Annotated in this window: 11 protein-coding genes, 15 tRNA genes and 2 rRNA genes; 1 reads left to right on the plus strand and 27 read right to left on the minus strand. The window is 46.6% G+C overall.

All coding sequences use genetic code 11. From position 1 onward, the window contains the following. Positions 1–204: 204 nt before the first annotated feature. The 9 genes from MHB43_RS27240 to MHB43_RS27280 form a co-directional block, all read right to left on the minus strand. Complete coding sequence (locus MHB43_RS27240) at positions 205–954, minus strand: YwmB family TATA-box binding protein (RefSeq protein ID WP_405130827.1); 750 nt, start codon at positions 952–954, stop codon at positions 205–207. A 453-nt stretch (positions 955–1,407) separates the two neighbouring features. Continuing rightward, positions 1,408–2,076, minus strand: coding sequence for a response regulator transcription factor (locus MHB43_RS27245; RefSeq protein WP_091020933.1), 669 nt, complete (start codon positions 2,074–2,076; stop codon positions 1,408–1,410). Further along, a complete protein-coding gene (locus MHB43_RS27250; protein WP_237178504.1) occupies positions 2,018–3,133 on the minus strand; it encodes a sensor histidine kinase in 1,116 nt (371 codons plus the stop codon). The genes MHB43_RS27245 and MHB43_RS27250 overlap by 59 nt, the downstream gene beginning before the upstream one ends. Positions 3,134–3,164: 31 nt before the next feature. Then, positions 3,165–3,812 carry a cell wall-active antibiotics response protein LiaF gene (liaF, locus tag MHB43_RS27255; RefSeq protein WP_036605686.1) on the minus strand — a complete coding sequence of 216 codons (648 nt, stop codon included), beginning with the start codon at positions 3,810–3,812 and terminating at the stop codon, positions 3,165–3,167. A gap of 150 nt (positions 3,813–3,962) precedes the next feature. Next, entirely contained in the window at positions 3,963–4,670 is a 708-nt protein-coding gene (locus MHB43_RS27260) for a PspA/IM30 family protein (protein WP_237178503.1), read from the minus strand. A gap of 1 nt (position 4,671) precedes the next feature. Then, positions 4,672–5,181, minus strand: coding sequence for a PspC domain-containing protein (locus MHB43_RS27265; protein ID WP_264935287.1), 510 nt, complete (start codon positions 5,179–5,181; stop codon positions 4,672–4,674). 17 nt (positions 5,182–5,198) lie between these two features. Continuing rightward, positions 5,199–5,432 carry a PspC domain-containing protein gene (locus MHB43_RS27270; RefSeq protein ID WP_017692313.1) on the minus strand — a complete coding sequence of 78 codons (234 nt, stop codon included), beginning with the start codon at positions 5,430–5,432 and terminating at the stop codon, positions 5,199–5,201. 4 nt (positions 5,433–5,436) lie between these two features. Further along, on the minus strand, positions 5,437–6,108 hold the full coding sequence (locus MHB43_RS27275) for a PspA/IM30 family protein (RefSeq protein ID WP_091037978.1): 672 nt from the start codon (positions 6,106–6,108) through the stop codon (positions 5,437–5,439). A gap of 35 nt (positions 6,109–6,143) precedes the next feature. Next, a complete protein-coding gene (locus MHB43_RS27280) occupies positions 6,144–6,452 on the minus strand; it encodes a LiaF transmembrane domain-containing protein (protein ID WP_017692311.1) in 309 nt (102 codons plus the stop codon). Positions 6,453–7,007: 555 nt separating this feature from the next. Between MHB43_RS27280 and MHB43_RS27285 the strand changes: the two genes are divergently transcribed. Further along, entirely contained in the window at positions 7,008–9,398 is a 2,391-nt protein-coding gene (locus tag MHB43_RS27285) for a helix-turn-helix domain-containing protein (RefSeq protein WP_405130828.1), read from the plus strand. Positions 9,399–9,878: 480 nt separating this feature from the next. Here the strand turns inward: MHB43_RS27285 and MHB43_RS27290 are convergent, their stop codons facing one another. The 18 genes from MHB43_RS27290 to MHB43_RS27375 form a co-directional block, all read right to left on the minus strand. Beyond that, positions 9,879–10,802, minus strand: a complete 924-nt coding sequence (locus tag MHB43_RS27290; RefSeq protein ID WP_405130829.1) for a methyltransferase domain-containing protein — start codon at positions 10,800–10,802, stop codon at positions 9,879–9,881. 169 nt (positions 10,803–10,971) lie between these two features. Next, positions 10,972–11,050: transfer RNA gene (locus MHB43_RS27295), tRNA-Leu, on the minus strand. A 6-nt stretch (positions 11,051–11,056) separates the two neighbouring features. Further along, a tRNA-Cys gene (locus tag MHB43_RS27300) sits at positions 11,057–11,130 on the minus strand. 6 nt (positions 11,131–11,136) lie between these two features. Next, positions 11,137–11,211, minus strand: a tRNA-Gly gene (locus MHB43_RS27305). A 4-nt stretch (positions 11,212–11,215) separates the two neighbouring features. After that, positions 11,216–11,290, minus strand: a tRNA-Gln gene (locus tag MHB43_RS27310). A 22-nt stretch (positions 11,291–11,312) separates the two neighbouring features. Continuing rightward, a tRNA-His gene (locus MHB43_RS27315) sits at positions 11,313–11,385 on the minus strand. Between the two features lie 29 nt (positions 11,386–11,414). After that, positions 11,415–11,488: transfer RNA gene (locus MHB43_RS27320), tRNA-Trp, on the minus strand. Between the two features lie 6 nt (positions 11,489–11,494). Further along, positions 11,495–11,580: transfer RNA gene (locus tag MHB43_RS27325), tRNA-Tyr, on the minus strand. 9 nt (positions 11,581–11,589) lie between these two features. Further along, a tRNA-Thr gene (locus MHB43_RS27330) sits at positions 11,590–11,665 on the minus strand. Positions 11,666–11,684: 19 nt separating this feature from the next. Further along, positions 11,685–11,760: transfer RNA gene (locus MHB43_RS27335), tRNA-Phe, on the minus strand. Between the two features lie 95 nt (positions 11,761–11,855). Beyond that, positions 11,856–11,933, minus strand: a tRNA-Asp gene (locus MHB43_RS27340). 27 nt (positions 11,934–11,960) lie between these two features. Next, a tRNA-Met gene (locus MHB43_RS27345) sits at positions 11,961–12,034 on the minus strand. 17 nt (positions 12,035–12,051) lie between these two features. After that, a tRNA-Val gene (locus tag MHB43_RS27350) sits at positions 12,052–12,127 on the minus strand. Between the two features lie 67 nt (positions 12,128–12,194). Continuing rightward, positions 12,195–12,266 (minus strand) — tRNA-Glu (locus tag MHB43_RS27355). Positions 12,267–12,275: 9 nt separating this feature from the next. Next, positions 12,276–12,367, minus strand: a tRNA-Ser gene (locus MHB43_RS27360). 3 nt (positions 12,368–12,370) lie between these two features. After that, a tRNA-Asn gene (locus tag MHB43_RS27365) sits at positions 12,371–12,446 on the minus strand. 66 nt (positions 12,447–12,512) lie between these two features. After that, positions 12,513–15,440 (minus strand): 23S ribosomal RNA (locus tag MHB43_RS27370). Between the two features lie 309 nt (positions 15,441–15,749). Next, positions 15,750–17,302 (minus strand): 16S ribosomal RNA (locus MHB43_RS27375). Together the 16S and 23S rRNA genes with 15 tRNA genes alongside form the textbook arrangement of a ribosomal RNA operon. Positions 17,303–17,722: the final 420 nt, after the last annotated feature.

Here is a 17,722-nt window from a genome sequence, read left to right on the forward strand (position 1 = left end):
TCTTCCGGGAAGATAACCTTCACGCTCTCCCCGAGCTATGTAATGGTGTTATATATGCACGACATACAACTGTCAATTACCAGCAAGTTCCTTCTTGGATGTGATGCCATTTTAGCATATCAACTGAATGGATGCACTATTTCAAACTCATTTTTCTGATAAAGATTCTCAATATTGGGTCCCAATTCATGAAAAATTCATCCCTTAATATTCAATCGTAATCACCGGAAACCCCACTGTAATTCGATTATCGACCTCTTCCCCAACTTGGTGAACTGCGAGTTGCATATTCAACATATGCGAGCCACTCTTGATCGACAATGGCAGCTCAGCCGCCTTATAAGAGACACTTGCAGTGCCTGCATCTGTATAACGTTCGACGGAGGTGATATCCACCTTTGTGGACAGCTGTTCTTCGATCAGTTCCAATTGCTGACTCGCATCATGTTCAGTAGCAGTACCTGCTGTACCTTGCACAGACATATTCCAGGTTGCCTTCATGCCTGAATCTACAAGCAGTTGGCCGATCTGTTCATGTACTGTCATTAATGCCTTCCGATCCGTGTGGGCATCCCCTGAAAGTTGTACGATGGCGTAGTAGCCGTTATCTCCTGTCTCGACGACATTAACCAACATCCCTGCTGCTCCAGTAGCCTCATTGACAACCATCTCACTGCGATACACATCATGGCCCGTCTGGCGTACCCGCACAGGTGGTTCAAGCCCCAAGTGACTTGCCAGTAACACGGCCTGCGCTTGTGCATCTCCCTTGCCTTCTCCTTGCCATTTAATAACCAGACGATCAACATTATCAATCATGCTGTCAGCAGTATCGATTAACTGTTCCAGTTGGGCTGCTTTGGGTTCGTTTTTCTCTGCGTATACCTGTGTCACACCGATAAGAATAATGATTGCTATTGCCAATATACCTGCTGTTATCCAACGATTTAACATTCGAATCCCCCGCTCTTTCTTGCATTCTATGAATCTATCAACAGCATGCCCCTTTCCCACATTAGCTATACTTCTTCTGAACACAGCAAAAAAGCCCCACCCGCCACTTGTATGGCAGATCAGAGCTTTCCATTCATCCTTTTCTAGATAAATTGAACTAATCAATATCTACACTCGCACTCCGCTGACAGAACAACCTTCCGATCGCTGTTATCCCCAGATTTTTTTAATTCCCTTTTTCAAGGTGAAAATCTGGGGATAAAGGCGAAGTTTATGCTTCCGAAGTAGCTTTCTTTCAGAAAGCTTTTAGCTTCGCTTCTTCAGGTTCTTTCTGTCCTCTCCGTTTTGTGTAAATCTTTAGTTCAATTCATATAATCATCTCTTATCTATAACTTCCGCACATTAATGCACGGTTCTTTGGCATAATGATGTTATTGCATATAGTTCTTGTTATTACTCCGCAAGTCCATTTTTATAAGCATAGATCGCGGCCTGTGTACGGTCGTCTACGCCCAATTTTGCCAGTAGGTTGGTAACATGGAATTTTACCGTCTTAATACCAATGATCAGATCATCAGCGATGTCCTGATTCGATTTACCTTTGGCGAGCAACCGGAGCACATCCATTTCACGGTCTGTCAACTCATCATGCAAAGGAGCTGCTGCCTGTGGCTGCCGGAACCGATTCATCATTTTCGAAGCCACCTGTGACTCCAGAACGGATTGTCCGCGAGCGGCTGCGCGAATCGCATCTGCCACTTCATTGGCTCTTGATGTTTTCAACAGATAACTGAATGCGCCTGCTTCAATGACAGGATACATTTTTTCATCATCCAGGTAACTGGTCAATACAATGACTTTGCACTCCGGATACATTTTAAGTACCTGACGAGTAGCCTCAATGCCATCCATGCCTTCCATAACCAGGTCCATCAGAACAACATCAGGCTTATATTCCTGTGCGAGCCGAATGCCTTCCTCTCCACTACCTGCTTCACCAACAACTTCAATTCCATCTTCGGTATCCAGTACCGCTGCAAGACCAATACGTACCATCTCATGATCATCCACGAGCAATACTTTGATCGACGTTTCCGTCTCCGTTTCGACTTCCGGTTCCATTGACATGTTCTTCCTCGCTTTCATCGTTCATCAAAGGTATCGTAATCTCAATCCGCGTTCCCTTACCAGGCGCTGTTACAAAATGTATGGCTCCACCAATCTCCGTAACACGTTCACGCATGTTAGCCAGACCGTAGGAAGCCTGTTTATTCTCATCCAGATCGAAGCCTTGCCCATCATCACGAATCAATACCCGAATCGCATCAGTACGGCGCTGGATCCGTATCTCCATTTTTTCCGCTTTTGCATGCCGTAACGTATTAGACATAGCCTCCTGAACGATCCGGAACAGATGATTCTCGATGCCTTTGATCAGATCAATGTCTTCGTCCATTTCGAGCACAATGTCCATGGGTACTTTTGTTTTCAGTTCCATCACCAGATCACGCAGACCTTGTTCGAGATGTTTACCCTCCAGATAGACTGGCCGCAGATGTAACAGTAACGCACGCATCTCGGACTGGGCTACCGAAGCCATCTCCTCAATCAAAGCCACCTGCCGCTGAGCACGTTCAAAATCTTTTTCCATCTTCCGTCCAACGGCTGTTGCTGTCATGGATATCGCGAACAATTGCTGCGATACCGCATCATGCAGTTCCCGTGCCAAACGCTGCCGCTCTTCCACAATAGCCGTAATTCTGGATTGTTCAGCAAGCTGTGCATTATGAGTAGACAATCGCTGGAGCGAAGATACCTGATCTTCCCACTTTTTGCCGATTCGTCCGAGTTGCTCACTTAAACGGCCCACATCATCATCGCCTAGATCAGGTACAGTGCGTGATAGAGAGCCCTTCTCCCACAGTAGAAGTGTTTCTCGAAGCAGCTCGAGCCGACGTTTAACCCGGTAACTCTGATAGAACCCAAAGACCGCACCAATCCCAATCAGAAGCAGCAATAAGGCCAGACCCGATTGAATCAGATGCCGCCAGCCTGTAAACGGAGCAAGATAACCATATGTATACAATACATACAAAATAACAGCAAGCACAATGAAAACCAGGAGGATCCCTTCACCCATACTTCGGGTTACCATGTCGGTATGTCGTTTTGTCTTCATCGGGGTCTCCTCCTTCTCTTCATCTATTTTACTACGGATTACTGATGTTTAGGTCGCCAACAATATAAGAAATGACAAATTTTGCTTTATGTTCACTGGATTCATATCCAGGCGTTCTCCATACTAATTTGTTCATCATGCCGCTATCTTGTTCTCCAAGAAGATTAATCCGGCCGAAAAGAACCGATGCTTCAATCTCCACACCATAATCTTCTGGTAGTGTGAGGCGAACATTACCCATAACTCCTTGCAGCAGCACAATTGTTTGTTTCTCCTCCGGAATCGAAAGAGATAGATCTGCGTTAACCTCACCTATGGCATGCCACAGACTCATACTACGTAACGTCCAGGATGATTGATCCCAGTAGTAACGAGCCATGAAATTCTGTTTCTTCATAACGCCTTCGTCTAGATGAATCTTTTTGTTTTTCGAATAAAAGTAAGCTAAAGAAGCAAGTACAATCAAAAATACAATCATTAAATTATCCAGCAATAACAGTGCCGCACCAATGCCGAGATACCGATGACCTTTGCGGGTATCGCCATTGCGGACTTGAAGCATTCCAACCGTTAACAGAATCAGTGCGGCAGCGGTCAGGAAGTTAATATTGTCATTCAATAACATCATTGTGCCAATAATCATAATGACAACTGCAAGCCATTTACTCTTTTGATTCATCCCAGCCGCACCTCCTCTGTAAGTTAATCTCTCTTTATTCAACGGAAAAGCCATACCAGGCAATGAAGTCCTGTATGGCTTAACTTTTGTTCTACCAACCGTACATTATACACGATTTATAGAATATCATATTGTCCACTAAGCGAACAGTTATTCTTTTGAAGTTCCGTCCGCTTCATTCTTGGAACCATTGCCCATTTTATTTTTGAGGGCTTGTAATTGCTGATCCACTTTGAACTGTTTTTCCACATCTACAGGATTCGTGTACGTGGATGATGTGTTGCGATAAGGTGCACGAGCTACGTCAGCTTCAGCTTCCAGCTGCATGATTTTCTCTTCCATGCGGTGGAATCCAAGTGATGCGCCGCCACTTTCGATCGAATGCAAGCTGTTGATGGAAGACATTTGTTTTTTGGCTTTTGCCATTTGTGCACGGGATACAAGTTCATTACGTTTGTTACGCATTTTGTAGAACTCATCTTTCATATCATGCAACTGTTGCAACAGATCTTTTGCTTGTGCTTCGGATTGTGCATGCAGTTCGCTGTACTCCGTAATTTTTTGATCAAAGTAGATTTTCTCTTCCAACAATTTGCGTGCCACTTCTTCCTGACCGTTAGACAGAGCAGCTTCTGCTTGGGACTCACGTTGTACCGAAGTACGCTCCGCTTCATCCAAACGTTGTTTCATGCGACGCTCATTTGCCATTTGTTTGGCAACAGTTACCTCTGCCTCATGAATCTCAGCCTCCATATCACGCAAGTACTGGTTCAACATTACAATCGGGTCCTCAACTTTATCCAACATATCATTTACCGATGCTTTCGTCATATCCTTAATCCGTTTAAATACTCCCATTTTACTTTTCTCCCTTCTCGTAACGAGATAATTTTTGGCGAAGCTCTTCAACTTCTTTTTTCAGTGCTTTTTTCTCGATATCTTTCATCATGGAATCAAGTTCACTTTCTTGCGGTGCTCCTGCTCCGTAGGCGTTGTTATCATAAGAACGGGGACCAGATTGGGGTCTGCCGTTGAATCCAGGGCCGGGACCGAAGTTACCAGGACCTTGTTGGTTGTGATTATTTTGAAAAGGACCTCTTGGTGGCTGGTGATCATAGTTGTTGTATCCTCTGCCAGGACCAGGGCCTGGGCCCGGACCGTAGCCATATGGATCATAAGGCGGATACGGTTCTTTTGGTACCACCAGTGCTGCAATAAAGTATATTAACAACGACGTGCCGCCAGTTACGAAGATACTGATAACAAAGATGATACGCAGCAGGGTGGAATCCATTCCGATGGTTTCGGATATTCCGCCGCACAAGCCGGTTAACATCCGGTCACGCGTTGAGCGGTATAATTTGCTCATGTGCTTGCTCCTTTCGTTTACTTATATCCTCTTACGTTGGAATCATAAGCATATGGATCAACGTGATTGGATTCCTTTGGTACGACCAATGCAGCGATGAAGTAGATCAACAATGATGTACCACCCGTAGCGAAAATACTGATGAAGAAGATGATACGTAGCAGCGTGGTACTCAATCCGAGATTTTCAGAAATGCCGCCGATCAAACCTGTTAACATTCGATTACGCGCCGAGCGGTATAATTTACTCATGTGACTACTCCTTTCTGTCATTGTTCAATTTCTGTCTTAAGCGCTCCAGTTCCTTATCCAGCGTAGAGGATGACATGCTGCCAGTCACTCCTGAACCGTCTTGGCTCATCCGCCGGATATCGCGGAGACTTTGTGCTTCATATTCGAGATCAGAGACTTGATCATCCAGTCGGTTAAACATACGGGGTACATTCTGACCGTTGTGGTTGCCTCTCTGGTTCATACGTTGTTGTAACTGAATCGTCTGCATACGAGCGTAGTAATATTGGCGTTTGCTGTATACATTCTGATATTCAACCTTCAGCTGGTCGATCTGTTCATCCAGCTCCTGTAATGCCGCATAACTTTGTGCATACAATTCATTGTACTGTTCCATTTTTTCCTCGTGGAGGATTTTCTCCTGCAAGGCCAGCTTAGCGAGATGTTCTTCCCCTGCTTTCAGAGCCATGGAAGCCTGCTCTTCCCGTTTGTTCACCATACCTGCTGCCTGATCGGCTTGTTGTTTCATTTGTCTGGTATGGCTTGCATATTGATGACGAAGTTTCTCGGCTTCACCGATGTCTTGGCGGGTCGAGACCAGGAACTGATCAATCAGTTTGACTGGATCCTGACTTTGCTCCAAATGTTCGTTCAGATTGGCTACGGTAATATCCCGCATTCGACGAAATACACTCATTATGTTCTGTCCCTCCTTTTCATAATCGTGAAAGCTTAGTACCGACCACGACGACTGCGGTTATTGCTTAGCATTGAGATACCAAAGATGATTAACCCGATCGCGATGATCGGTCCGATCAACCATGCCAGTTTACCCATCAGTGAGATGATACCGATGATGAGAACAATCCAGCCAAGCATCACATTCCCACGTTTAACTCCGTAATATCCCAGTGCAATCATCAGGACCGGAATCAGATAACCCATTAAGTGTCCAAGAAGTGGAGTTAACTTTCCGAAGAGGAGTAGTGCTCCCAGCGCAATCAATACAATCGCCCAGCCATTTCCCTTATTCAATCTCATAATTATTGTTCACCGCCCTTCCATTCGTTCGTTTTAATGTGTTGAGTCATTTGTTCGTTTGTTTCTTGTTTTTTGCTTCTGTGTTTCTTGTTTAACCTTATGTCCTTATTCTAGGGGATTCCGCGACTTTTCAAAACAGACCGTGGACGGTTTTTCATCCTAGACTCAGGTCGGGGATCTAGTTGGACCTTTGACTGTCCCTATATAAGACCAACGTTCCACCTAAGCTGAATAGCACTCCAGATCCCTTCTATTCCCCGTATTCAGGCTCTACTTCACCCGATATCACCGGGTAGCAAGAATGATGTCCATGTCTCTATTTACGTTTCCCCTTCACTTTCGTTTCCCCTTATTCCGTATTCGACAATCCATCGAAGTTGTATCCCAGGTTTTCATTACAAAAGGAGTACATATCAATAATCCAGTGCCAATCTCTTTTGCTCAAATAAAATTACTTTTTTATCCAAATAAACAAAATTTAGATTGTTCTATATGTAAGCGTTTACTAAAATAGAAAGTGTTACTATTTCTAATGTCAGGGGTGGAACTGAAACTGTGCGACCAATCAGCTATCTCCATAAAATGATCATCTTCGGAATCCTGTTAAGCACCCTGCCGATTTTGTTAACGGGAATTGCCGCATTTATCTATTCATCAAACCAAACTGAGCTGCATCGTACACAGGCCAATAGACAGTTGCTGGAACAAATGCAATCCAACGTAGAGCACAAACTCGCCACAGTCAGTTATATGCTTGATCAGGCCGTTCGCTCTCCAGTAACCCTTCGTTCCCTGTCTGCTGCTTCTTCACTAGAAGGGAACGGACCTTTACTTGCCGACAAGTTGCAGAGCGAATTTCAGAATATGAGGTCATGGGAACCTTTGCTGGATATTACCCTGGTGAATCAATCTCAGAATTGGCTTATTGATCATGCCGGATTATATCGTAATACGGATTTTCCACTGGCTCTTCCCATGAAGGAATTGATATCGGACACGCTGACCTCTGGATGGCAGCTCTCCCCTTCATCGGTGTTCAGTAATGATGAGCGTTCACCCGGTACAGGCTGTATCTATCATATTGCCCTTGCAAGGTCTATTCCGAATCTGAATACGTCTTCCGATGCTGCCTTGATTGCCGGAATTCCTGCATGCTCTTTGCAAAATACGCTAGGTGAAGCCTCCTTAGGCAATGCTGCCTCAGGACTGATCATTTTAAATCGGGAACAACGTATCATGGTGCATCCCGATCCCGTATATATTGGACAACCGTTGTCTGCCATTGGATTACAGGATCGGGATACGGAAGCCAACATAACCAAACTATCATCCATTACATTTTCAACAGGTTTTAAAAACCGAGAAGTTAAGATCGACGATACACATTACTCCCTGACGTATAGCCCTTCTACCTTAAAAGGATGGACTTACGTTCTAATCTCACCTACCAATATTCTGACACAAGAATATATCAATATCGGATTACACACCTTGTATATCAGTATCTTCTTACTTTTACTTTCATTACTACTCGCCTGGCTCGGCTCCAAGCGAATGCATGTCCCGATTCGTAAACTTTTAACCCAACTTGGTGACAACCACCTGTCCAGAGAAGGAAACACAGTGGCTCAACAATCACCACCATTTTCTGATGAGTTCGAACAGATTAGAGCAGGGGTCTCACAATTATCTGCCTCTCGCTCCCAATTAGAGAACACACTTAATATGCATCTGTTGCAGGTTCGCAATTATTTTATGATGAATCTGTTCCAGGATAAGATCCCTGTTCATACTCTCCATGACACCCTGAATGAATATGGCTACACACATCAGGTTCGGGAATGGCAACAAATTGCTGTTATTACACTACAGGCCGATCTCGTTAATCATACAAAATATAGTGCTAGTGATCGTGACCTCTTATTATTCGCTATTCAAAATATATTGGAGGAAACGGTTGTGTATAACCAACAGTTGCTTCCCATTGTGCTGGAACATACGGTAGTCACGGTGATTGGCACCGTGGAACAGGATCATTTTATTTTTTCACAGCAGCTATATGTATTAACAGACCAGTTACAACAACAGATGGATAAGATTCTGGCTCTACAAGTCAGTATAGGATTCAGCCAGCCGCACAGCTCTCTAGATCACATCCCTCAAGCTTACACAGAAGCCATGGAAGCACTGAGGCATCGGATGAAGCTGGGAACAGGCATTATTTTTCAATATGAGAACATAGATCATTACGCTCCCACTTGGTCCATGACCTACCCGGAATCATTGGAGTATTCGTTGATCCAAGCTATTCAAAGTGCGGACGAAGTTCAGGCCTCTGCTCTTCTGCAACAACTGCTTGAAGTAATCTTTGGTATGGAGGTTACACCCGAGGAGTATGAGGTGGCTCTTACGAGGCTGCTCACGCATATTTTGCAAATGACTCAGGAATCCGGAATACGACTCGGACAGATCTCCCAAGGTCGTGGCTCGATGTTTCATGAACTTCATGGCTTGCAGTACGCCGCTGAAGTGGAGAGTTGGTTTAAACATCAAGTCATCTTTCCCATCATCCAGGTTTTTAAAGCAAGACAGTATGCCCAGTATCAGCATATATCTGAGAAGATGATTGCCATGATTAATCAAGATTATGATAAGGATCTGACGCTTGAGGAATGCGCCTTGAAGCTTCACTACAATGCTAACTACTTAAGTAGTGTCTTCCGCAAAGAGACAGGCTGTGCATTTAGTGAATATCTGACCAAGTACCGATTTAATATCGCTAAAAAATGGCTGGACGAAAGTGATCTAACCGTTAAAGATATCGCAGCACGACTTCGGTACAACAATCCGCAAAACTTTATCCGATCATTCCGTAAATGGGAAGGAATCACCCCCGGTCAGTATCGGGAGCGTAAGCAAAAAGCAGGAGTGTCGAACAGAAATTAGAAAAAGGAGCACGATTGTAAGTCGTACTCCTTCGGACACCTCTCCATATGGTTCCCCGAACAAGGCTCGGACCTGTGACAACTCGATTAATTGTCGAGTGCTCTACCAACTGAAATATCATGGAATATGCTTCAGAGATCATTCTCTGAAAACTAGGTCTGTGTTTTGCTTTTCGTTGTCTCGATGTTTAAATTAAGGTTGGCTTTAGCCCATATGCAGTCTCATGAAGCAGCTTAACATCTTCAAGTAACCGAGGATTTTGTTTAGTATAGTCAACTAATTATTCACTTCAAAAAAAGAGGGAGCATATATCTGCTCCCTTCACTTACAATTTCACTTCTATAATCTTAACTTCATATGTTTCACAAGTGCATCTTCTTGTGGTGGCGGTGCAATGCTTTCTAGCGTTATCTCAGACGTAAGACTAAGTCGCCCGTCCCGATTCCTGCTCCTGTATACGTAACAAGCCTATACGATTTATCACTTATCCTTAGTGCGAACTGTTTTCATATTGGGCTGTTCAAGTTGAATTAGAATTTTACCAAATCTTCCTCCACGTGAGAAGCTCACTGTACTATCCTTGTATGTATCTCGGATATACTTCTCAGCCAATCTGAGGGAATTTTCATCCGATGGTAACTCATACGTATTAAGCCATTCTGGCAGCTTCTCGATAATCTCTTCCACCGGTACTTCAAATGAGTTAACTTCTCTCGTAATGATCATCGTATAAGAATACCCCTTCAAATAAAGCAACTGTTGGATATACCCCATATCACCGGCCTTGTATGAAGAAGTTACTCCCAGTACATCCTTAAGTTCATCCATTAGTGTGTGTTCCTTCTGTCCCGCCATAGTACTTATATACACATACTTCCGGGCACAATTGATCGCCTGCTCAATCGTTTCCCAATCCGACATCGCTGGACACATGGATGCAAATGCAAAGTCATATTTCTTCTCCCAACCCTTATCCTTGATAGAGATTTCTTCATATCGTTCATTTACGATTTCGATATTGGATTCAAGAGCTGGAGGTATCGTCTCTTTCATAAGGGAAATAAGCAACTCAGAAGGCTCAACTGCAGTCACACTTGCACCCTTCTCCGCAAAAGGGATGGTAAATATGCCCGAAGCGGCTCCAATGTCCAAAATGGATAACCCTGCGAATTCCACACCCTGATTCTCAATCCAGCCCATAATGCGCTCAGAACGCTGCTTTCCTTCTTCAGTGAACGACTGTTTATGATAATCCCTGGCCCAGCGCTCAAATGCTTCTTCTGTATTAACGGGGGTACTATTCTTCTTATATTTTGAATTTCTCGGACGATTCTTCCATGCCTCTTCCCATACAGAAAGATCAAATAACAGATCGGTATCCGATACATTTTTTCCATTAGTCACTCTACTTCACTCCTTTATATTAAAGACTTTACTTATCTACAATATACTGAATATAATCATACGTCAATCTTTATTAACGTCCAACTATCCTTACAATACAAAAAAGCAATTTATATAAAATAAAAATAGTCCTACACATTGCATAAGCAACATGTAGGACTATTCAATATACCGGCGAGAGGACTCGAACCTCCACGGTTTCCCACTCGATTTTGAGTCGAGCGCGTCTGCCATTCCGCCACGCCGGCATATGCTGGAGGCGCCACCCAGATTCGAACTGGGGATAAAGCTTTTGCAGAGCTGTGCCTTACCACTTGGCTATGGCGCCATATTTTGGAGCGGACGACGGGAATCGAACCCGCGACCCTCGCCTTGGCAAGGCGATGCTCTACCGCTGAGCCACGTCCGCATAATGGCTGGGGATATAGGATTTGAACCTATGCATGACGGAGTCAAAGTCCGTTGCCTTACCGCTTGGCTAATCCCCAATAAAAAATAAAAAAACAAAGGGGCGATCGAGGGGAATTGAACCCCCGAATGCCGGATCCACAAACCGGTGCGTTAACCACTTCGCCACGATCGCCACAAAAGGTTATTTTCTAAAAAGTTAATTGGCAGGGGCAGCAGGAATTGAACCCACACCAACGGTTTTGGAGACCGTTGTTCTACCTTTAAACTATGCCCCTAAAAACTGGTGGAGGATGATGGATTCGAACCACCGAACCCGTACGGGAGCAGATTTACAGTCTGATGCGTTTGGCCACTTCGCTAATCCTCCAGGATTACATGGTGCCGGCGAGAGGACTTGAACCCCCAACCTACTGATTACAAGTCAGTTGCTCTACCAGTTGAGCTACACCGGCATATTAAATTGTTTTAAAATGGTGGCTCGGGACGGAATCGAACCGCCGACACGAGGATTTTCAGTCCTCTGCTCTACCGACTGAGCTACCGAGCCATAATAAAGTCTAATCTTAATTCCTTACACTTTATATAGGGCATCAGTGCCATACAGCAGATGTAGTGAACAGTTTGCCTCATGTAAAGATTAAATGGCGGAACCGACGGGATTCGAACCCGCGATCTCCTGCGTGACAGGCAGGCATGTTAGGCCAACTACACCACGGTTCCAGATCACTTTCTCAAAGGAAAGTATAATTGCGGGGGCAGGATTTGAACCTGCGGCCTTCGGGTTATGAGCCCGACGAGCTACCGGGCTGCTCCACCCCGCGTCGTTATAAAGTTTATATGGTGGAGGCTGAGGGGATCGAACCCCCGACCCTCTGCTTGTAAGGCAGATGCTCTCCCAGCTGAGCTAAGCCTCCGAACAACACATTTATGATCATATCATAATCTTGTTGTAAAAATCAACTTCTTTTTTTGAAGTTATTATGACCCGTAGGGGATTCGAACCCCTGTTACCTCCGTGAAAGGGAGGTGTCTTAACCCCTTGACCAACGGGCCTTAATATTATGGCGGAGAGAGAGGGATTCGAACCCTCGAGACGCTTGTGACGCCTACACGATTTCCAATCGTGCTCCTTCGGCCAGCTCGGACACCTCTCCATATGGCTCCCCGAACAGGGCTCGAACCTGTGACAACTCGATTAACAGTCGAGTGCTCTACCAACTGAGCTATCAGGGAATATGCTTCAGAGATCGTTCTCTGAAAACTAGATTCGAAACGAAACATGCGATTTAGAACTTGCTATTGGATAAGCCCTCGACCGATTAGTACTGGTCAGCTCCATGCATTGCTGCACTTCCACCCCCAGCCTATCTACCTCGTCGTCTTCAAGGGGTCTTACATACTGGGAAATCTCATCTTGAGGGGGGCTTCACGCTTAGATGCTTTCAGCGTTTATCCCGTCCGTACATAGCTACCCAGCGGTGCTCCTGGCGGAACAACTGGTACACCAGCGGTACGTCCATCCCGGTCCTCTCGTACTAAGGACAGCTCCTCTCAAATTTCCTACGCCCACGACAGATAGGGACCGAACTGTCTCACGACGTTCTGAACCCAGCTCGCGTACCGCTTTAATGGGCGAACAGCCCAACCCTTGGGACCTACTTCAGCCCCAGGATGCGATGAGCCGACATCGAGGTGCCAAACCTCCCCGTCGATGTGGACTCTTGGGGGAGATAAGCCTGTTATCCCCAGGGTAGCTTTTATCCGTTGAGCGATGGCCCTTCCATGCGGTACCACCGGATCACTAAGCCCGACTTTCGTCCCTGCTCGACTTGTAGGTCTCGCAGTCAAGCTCCCTTATGCCTTTGCACTCTTCGAATGATTTCCAACCATTCTGAGGGAACCTTTGGGCGCCTCCGTTACTCTTTAGGAGGCGACCGCCCCAGTCAAACTGCCCACCTGACACTGTCCCCGCACCGGATTACGGTACCAGGTTAGAACCTAGATACGATCAGGGTGGTATCCCAACGTTGCCTCCATGCAAGCTGGCGCTCACACTTCAAAGGCTCCCACCTATCCTGTACAGATCGTACCCAAATTCAATATCAAGCTGCAGTAAAGCTCCATGGGGTCTTTCCGTCTTGTCGCGGGTAACCTGCATCTTCACAGGTATTAAAATTTCACCGGATCTCTCGTTGAGACAGCGCCCAAGTCGTTACGCCATTCGTGCGGGTCAGAATTTACCTGACAAGGAATTTCGCTACCTTAGGACCGTTATAGTTACGGCCGCCGTTTACTGGGGCTTCGGTTCACAGCTTCGGGATTACTCCCTAACCACTCCCCTTAACCTTCCAGCACCGGGCAGGCGTCAGCCCGTATACTTCGCCTTACGGCTTCGCACAGACCTGTGTTTTTGCTAAACAGTCGCTTGGGCCTTTTCACTGCGGCCCCCTCGTGCTATTCACACTACCGGGGCACCCCTTCTCCCGAAGTTACGGGGTCATTTTGCCGAGTTCCTTAACGAGAGTTCTTCCGCGCGCCTTAGAATACTCTTCTCGCCTACCTGTGTCGGTTTGCGGTACGGGCACCATCACCTGGCTAGAGGCTTTTCTTGGCAGTGTGAGATCATGACCTTCGCTACTACAATTTTCGCTCCCCATCACAGCTCAGCCTTACAATGTGCGGATTTGCCTACACATCAGCCTCACTGCTTAGACGGACATCCATCAGTCCGCGTCACTACCCTACTGCGTCCCCCCATTGCTCATAACGGCTTACGGTGGTACAGGAATTTCGACCTGTTGTCCTTCGACTACGCCTTTCGGCCTCGCCTTAGGTCCCGACTTACCCTGAGCGGACGAGCCTTCCTCAGGAACCCTTAGGCTTTCGGCGGATCAGATTCTCACTGATCTTTTCGTTACTCATACCGGCATTCTCACTTGTATAATGTCCAGCGCTCCTTACGGTACACCTTCAACCCTTATACAACGCTCCCCTACCCCTGATGCAAAGCATCAAGCCATAGCTTCGGTGGTGTGTTTAGCCCCGTTACATTTTCGGCGCAGAGTCACTCGACCAGTGAGCTATTACGCACTCTTTCAATGATGGCTGCTTCTAAGCCAACATCCTGGTTGTCTGTGCAACTCCACATCCTTTCCCACTTAACACACACTTGGGGACCTTAGCTGATGGTCTGGGCTGTTTCCCTTTTGACAATGGATCTTAGCACTCACTGTCTGACTCCCGGAAGTAAGTCTATGGCATTCGGAGTTTGACTGAGCTTGGTAACCCTTGCGGGCCCCGCACCCAATCAGTGCTCTACCTCCACGACTCTGTTTTCCGAGGCTAGCCCTAAAGCTATTTCGGGGAGAACCAGCTATCTCCGAGTTCGATTGGAATTTCTCCGCTACCCCCACCTCATCCCCGCATTTTTCAACATGCGTGGGTTCGGGCCTCCAGTGCGTGTTACCGCACCTTCACCCTGGACAGGGGTAGATCACCCGGTTTCGGGTCTACGTCCACGTACTAAGTCGCCCTATTCAGACTCGCTTTCGCTGCGGCTCCGGCTCTTCACCTTAACCTTGCACGGGAACGTAACTCGCCGGTTCATTCTACAAAAGGCACGCCATCACCCCTAAAACGGGCTCTGACTTTTTGTAAGCACACGGTTTCAGGTTCTATTTCACTCCCCTTCCGGGGTGCTTTTCACCTTTCCCTCACGGTACTGCTTCACTATCGGTCGCTAGGAAGTATTTAGCCTTGGCAGATGGTCCTGCCGGATTCATACGGGGTTTCACGTGCCCCGCACTACTCGGGATCCGTCTCGGAGGGAACAGACTTTCAACTACAGGGCTTTTACCTTCTTTGGCGGGCCTTTCCAGACCTCTTCGCTTAACCGGTTCCTTTGTAACTCCATGTGAGACGTCCCACAACCCCAAAGAGCAAGCTCTCTGGTTTGGGCTTCTCCGCGTTCGCTCGCCGCTACTGACGGAATCACTATTGTTTTCTCTTCCTCAGGGTACTTAGATGTTTCAGTTCCCCTGGTATGCCTCTGCACAACCTATGTATTCAGTTGTGAGTAACTGGAAATTACCCCAGCTGGGTTTCCCCATTCGGACACCCCCGGATCAAAGCTTGCTTACAGCTCCCCGAGGCAGTTTCGTTGTTCGCCACGTCCTTCATCGGCTCCTAGCGCCTAGGCATCCTCCGTGTGCTCTTAGTAGCTTAACCAATTTGCTCCGGTTTTGACTGCTCGCTTCCCTTGGTTTGCTTACGCAAAGCCAAAAGTCACTCCCATTCAATACCATCACAAAAGCAATTTAACTACCGTTTTTATTGAAACTTGTTTGCACAAGTTCAGCTAAAAAGGAATGTTCTAATTCGCGTTTGTTTCGTTTCGATATCTAGTTTTCAAAGAACAAGCTCCATGCAAAAGCAAGCTGTTTGAGAGTTTGAGCTCTCAAAACTGAGCAACGAGTGAGTGTTTTGCAGCTAAGCTGCGTATTTGAATGTTTCCACTCGGGAAACGATTCTCCATAGAAAGGAGGTGATCCAGCCGCACCTTCCGATACGGCTACCTTGTTACGACTTCACCCCAATCATCTATCCCACCTTCGGCGGCTGGCTCCTTGCGGTTACCCCACCGACTTCGGGTGTTATAAACTCTCGTGGTGTGACGGGCGGTGTGTACAAGACCCGGGAACGTATTCACCGCGGCATGCTGATCCGCGATTACTAGCAATTCCGACTTCATGCAGGCGAGTTGCAGCCTGCAATCCGAACTGAGACCGGCTTTGTTGGGATTGGCTCCATCTCGCGATTTCGCAGCCCGTTGTACCGGCCATTGTAGTACGTGTGTAGCCCAGGTCATAAGGGGCATGATGATTTGACGTCATCCCCACCTTCCTCCGGTTTGTCACCGGCAGTCTATCTAGAGTGCCCACCCGAAGTGCTGGCAACTAAATATAAGGGTTGCGCTCGTTGCGGGACTTAACCCAACATCTCACGACACGAGCTGACGACAACCATGCACCACCTGTCTTGAATGTTCCGAAGAAAAGGTACATCTCTGCACCGGTCATTCAGATGTCAAGACCTGGTAAGGTTCTTCGCGTTGCTTCGAATTAAACCACATACTCCACTGCTTGTGCGGGTCCCCGTCAATTCCTTTGAGTTTCAGTCTTGCGACCGTACTCCCCAGGCGGAGTGCTTAATGTGTTAACTTCGGCACCAAGGGTATCGAAACCCCTAACACCTAGCACTCATCGTTTACGGCGTGGACTACCAGGGTATCTAATCCTGTTTGCTCCCCACGCTTTCGCGCCTCAGCGTCAGTTACAGCCCAGAGAGTCGCCTTCGCCACTGGTGTTCCTCCACATATCTACGCATTTCACCGCTACACGTGGAATTCCACTCTCCTCTTCTGCACTCAAGTCACCCAGTTTCCAGTGCGATCCGGGGTTGAGCCCCGGGATTAAACACCAGACTTAAATGACCGCCTGCGCGCGCTTTACGCCCAATAATTCCGGACAACGCTTGCCCCCTACGTATTACCGCGGCTGCTGGCACGTAGTTAGCCGGGGCTTTCTTCTCAGGTACCGTCACCTTGAGAGCAGTTACTCTCCCAAGCGTTCTTCCCTGGCAACAGAGCTTTACGATCCGAAAACCTTCATCACTCACGCGGCATTGCTCCGTCAGGCTTTCGCCCATTGCGGAAGATTCCCTACTGCTGCCTCCCGTAGGAGTCTGGGCCGTGTCTCAGTCCCAGTGTGGCCGATCACCCTCTCAGGTCGGCTACGCATCGTCGCCTTGGTGAGCCGTTACCCCACCAACTAGCTAATGCGCCGCAGGCCCATCCCCAAGTGACAGATTGCTCCGTCTTTCCAGTTTCCTTCAGGCGAAGAAAACAATTATTCGGTATTAGCTACCGTTTCCGGTAGTTGTCCCAAACTTGAGGGCAGGTTGCCTACGTGTTACTCACCCGTCCGCCGCTAAGTATCAAGGAAGCAAGCTTCCTATCAACTCCGCTCGACTTGCATGTATTAGGCATGCCGCCAGCGTTCGTCCTGAGCCAGGATCAAACTCTCCAATAAAGTATTGAAAAGAGCGATAAGCTCATTTTGAATCTGACGAGATTAAAAATCTCATTTGTGCTCCAGTCGATCCAAGCCAAGGCTTGTCTCAAACTTTCGCGTTCATTCTGCAAGCAGAATGTTTACTCACTCGTTGTTCAGTTTTCAAAGATCAAACACGATTTGTTTTACTTCTTTTTCGTCTCAACCAAGTTTCGGCGGCGACTTAAATAATGTAACACATTTCGTTTGTTTTCGTCAAGAACTTTTTTTAATTTCTTTTTTTGAAGCTTTAGTTCTTCACTTTCCTCTGAAGAAATTATCATTTGTTGGCGATAATCTCGTTTGGGGAACGAAATATAATGTATCATATATCGTGAACGAGAGTCAACATCTTTTTATAAATTATTAAACAAACAAAAAAGGAAGGTTTCCCCTCCC

Source organism: Paenibacillus sp. FSL H8-0317 (assembly GCF_045040685.1).
Lineage (GTDB): Bacteria > Bacillota > Bacilli > Paenibacillales > Paenibacillaceae > Paenibacillus.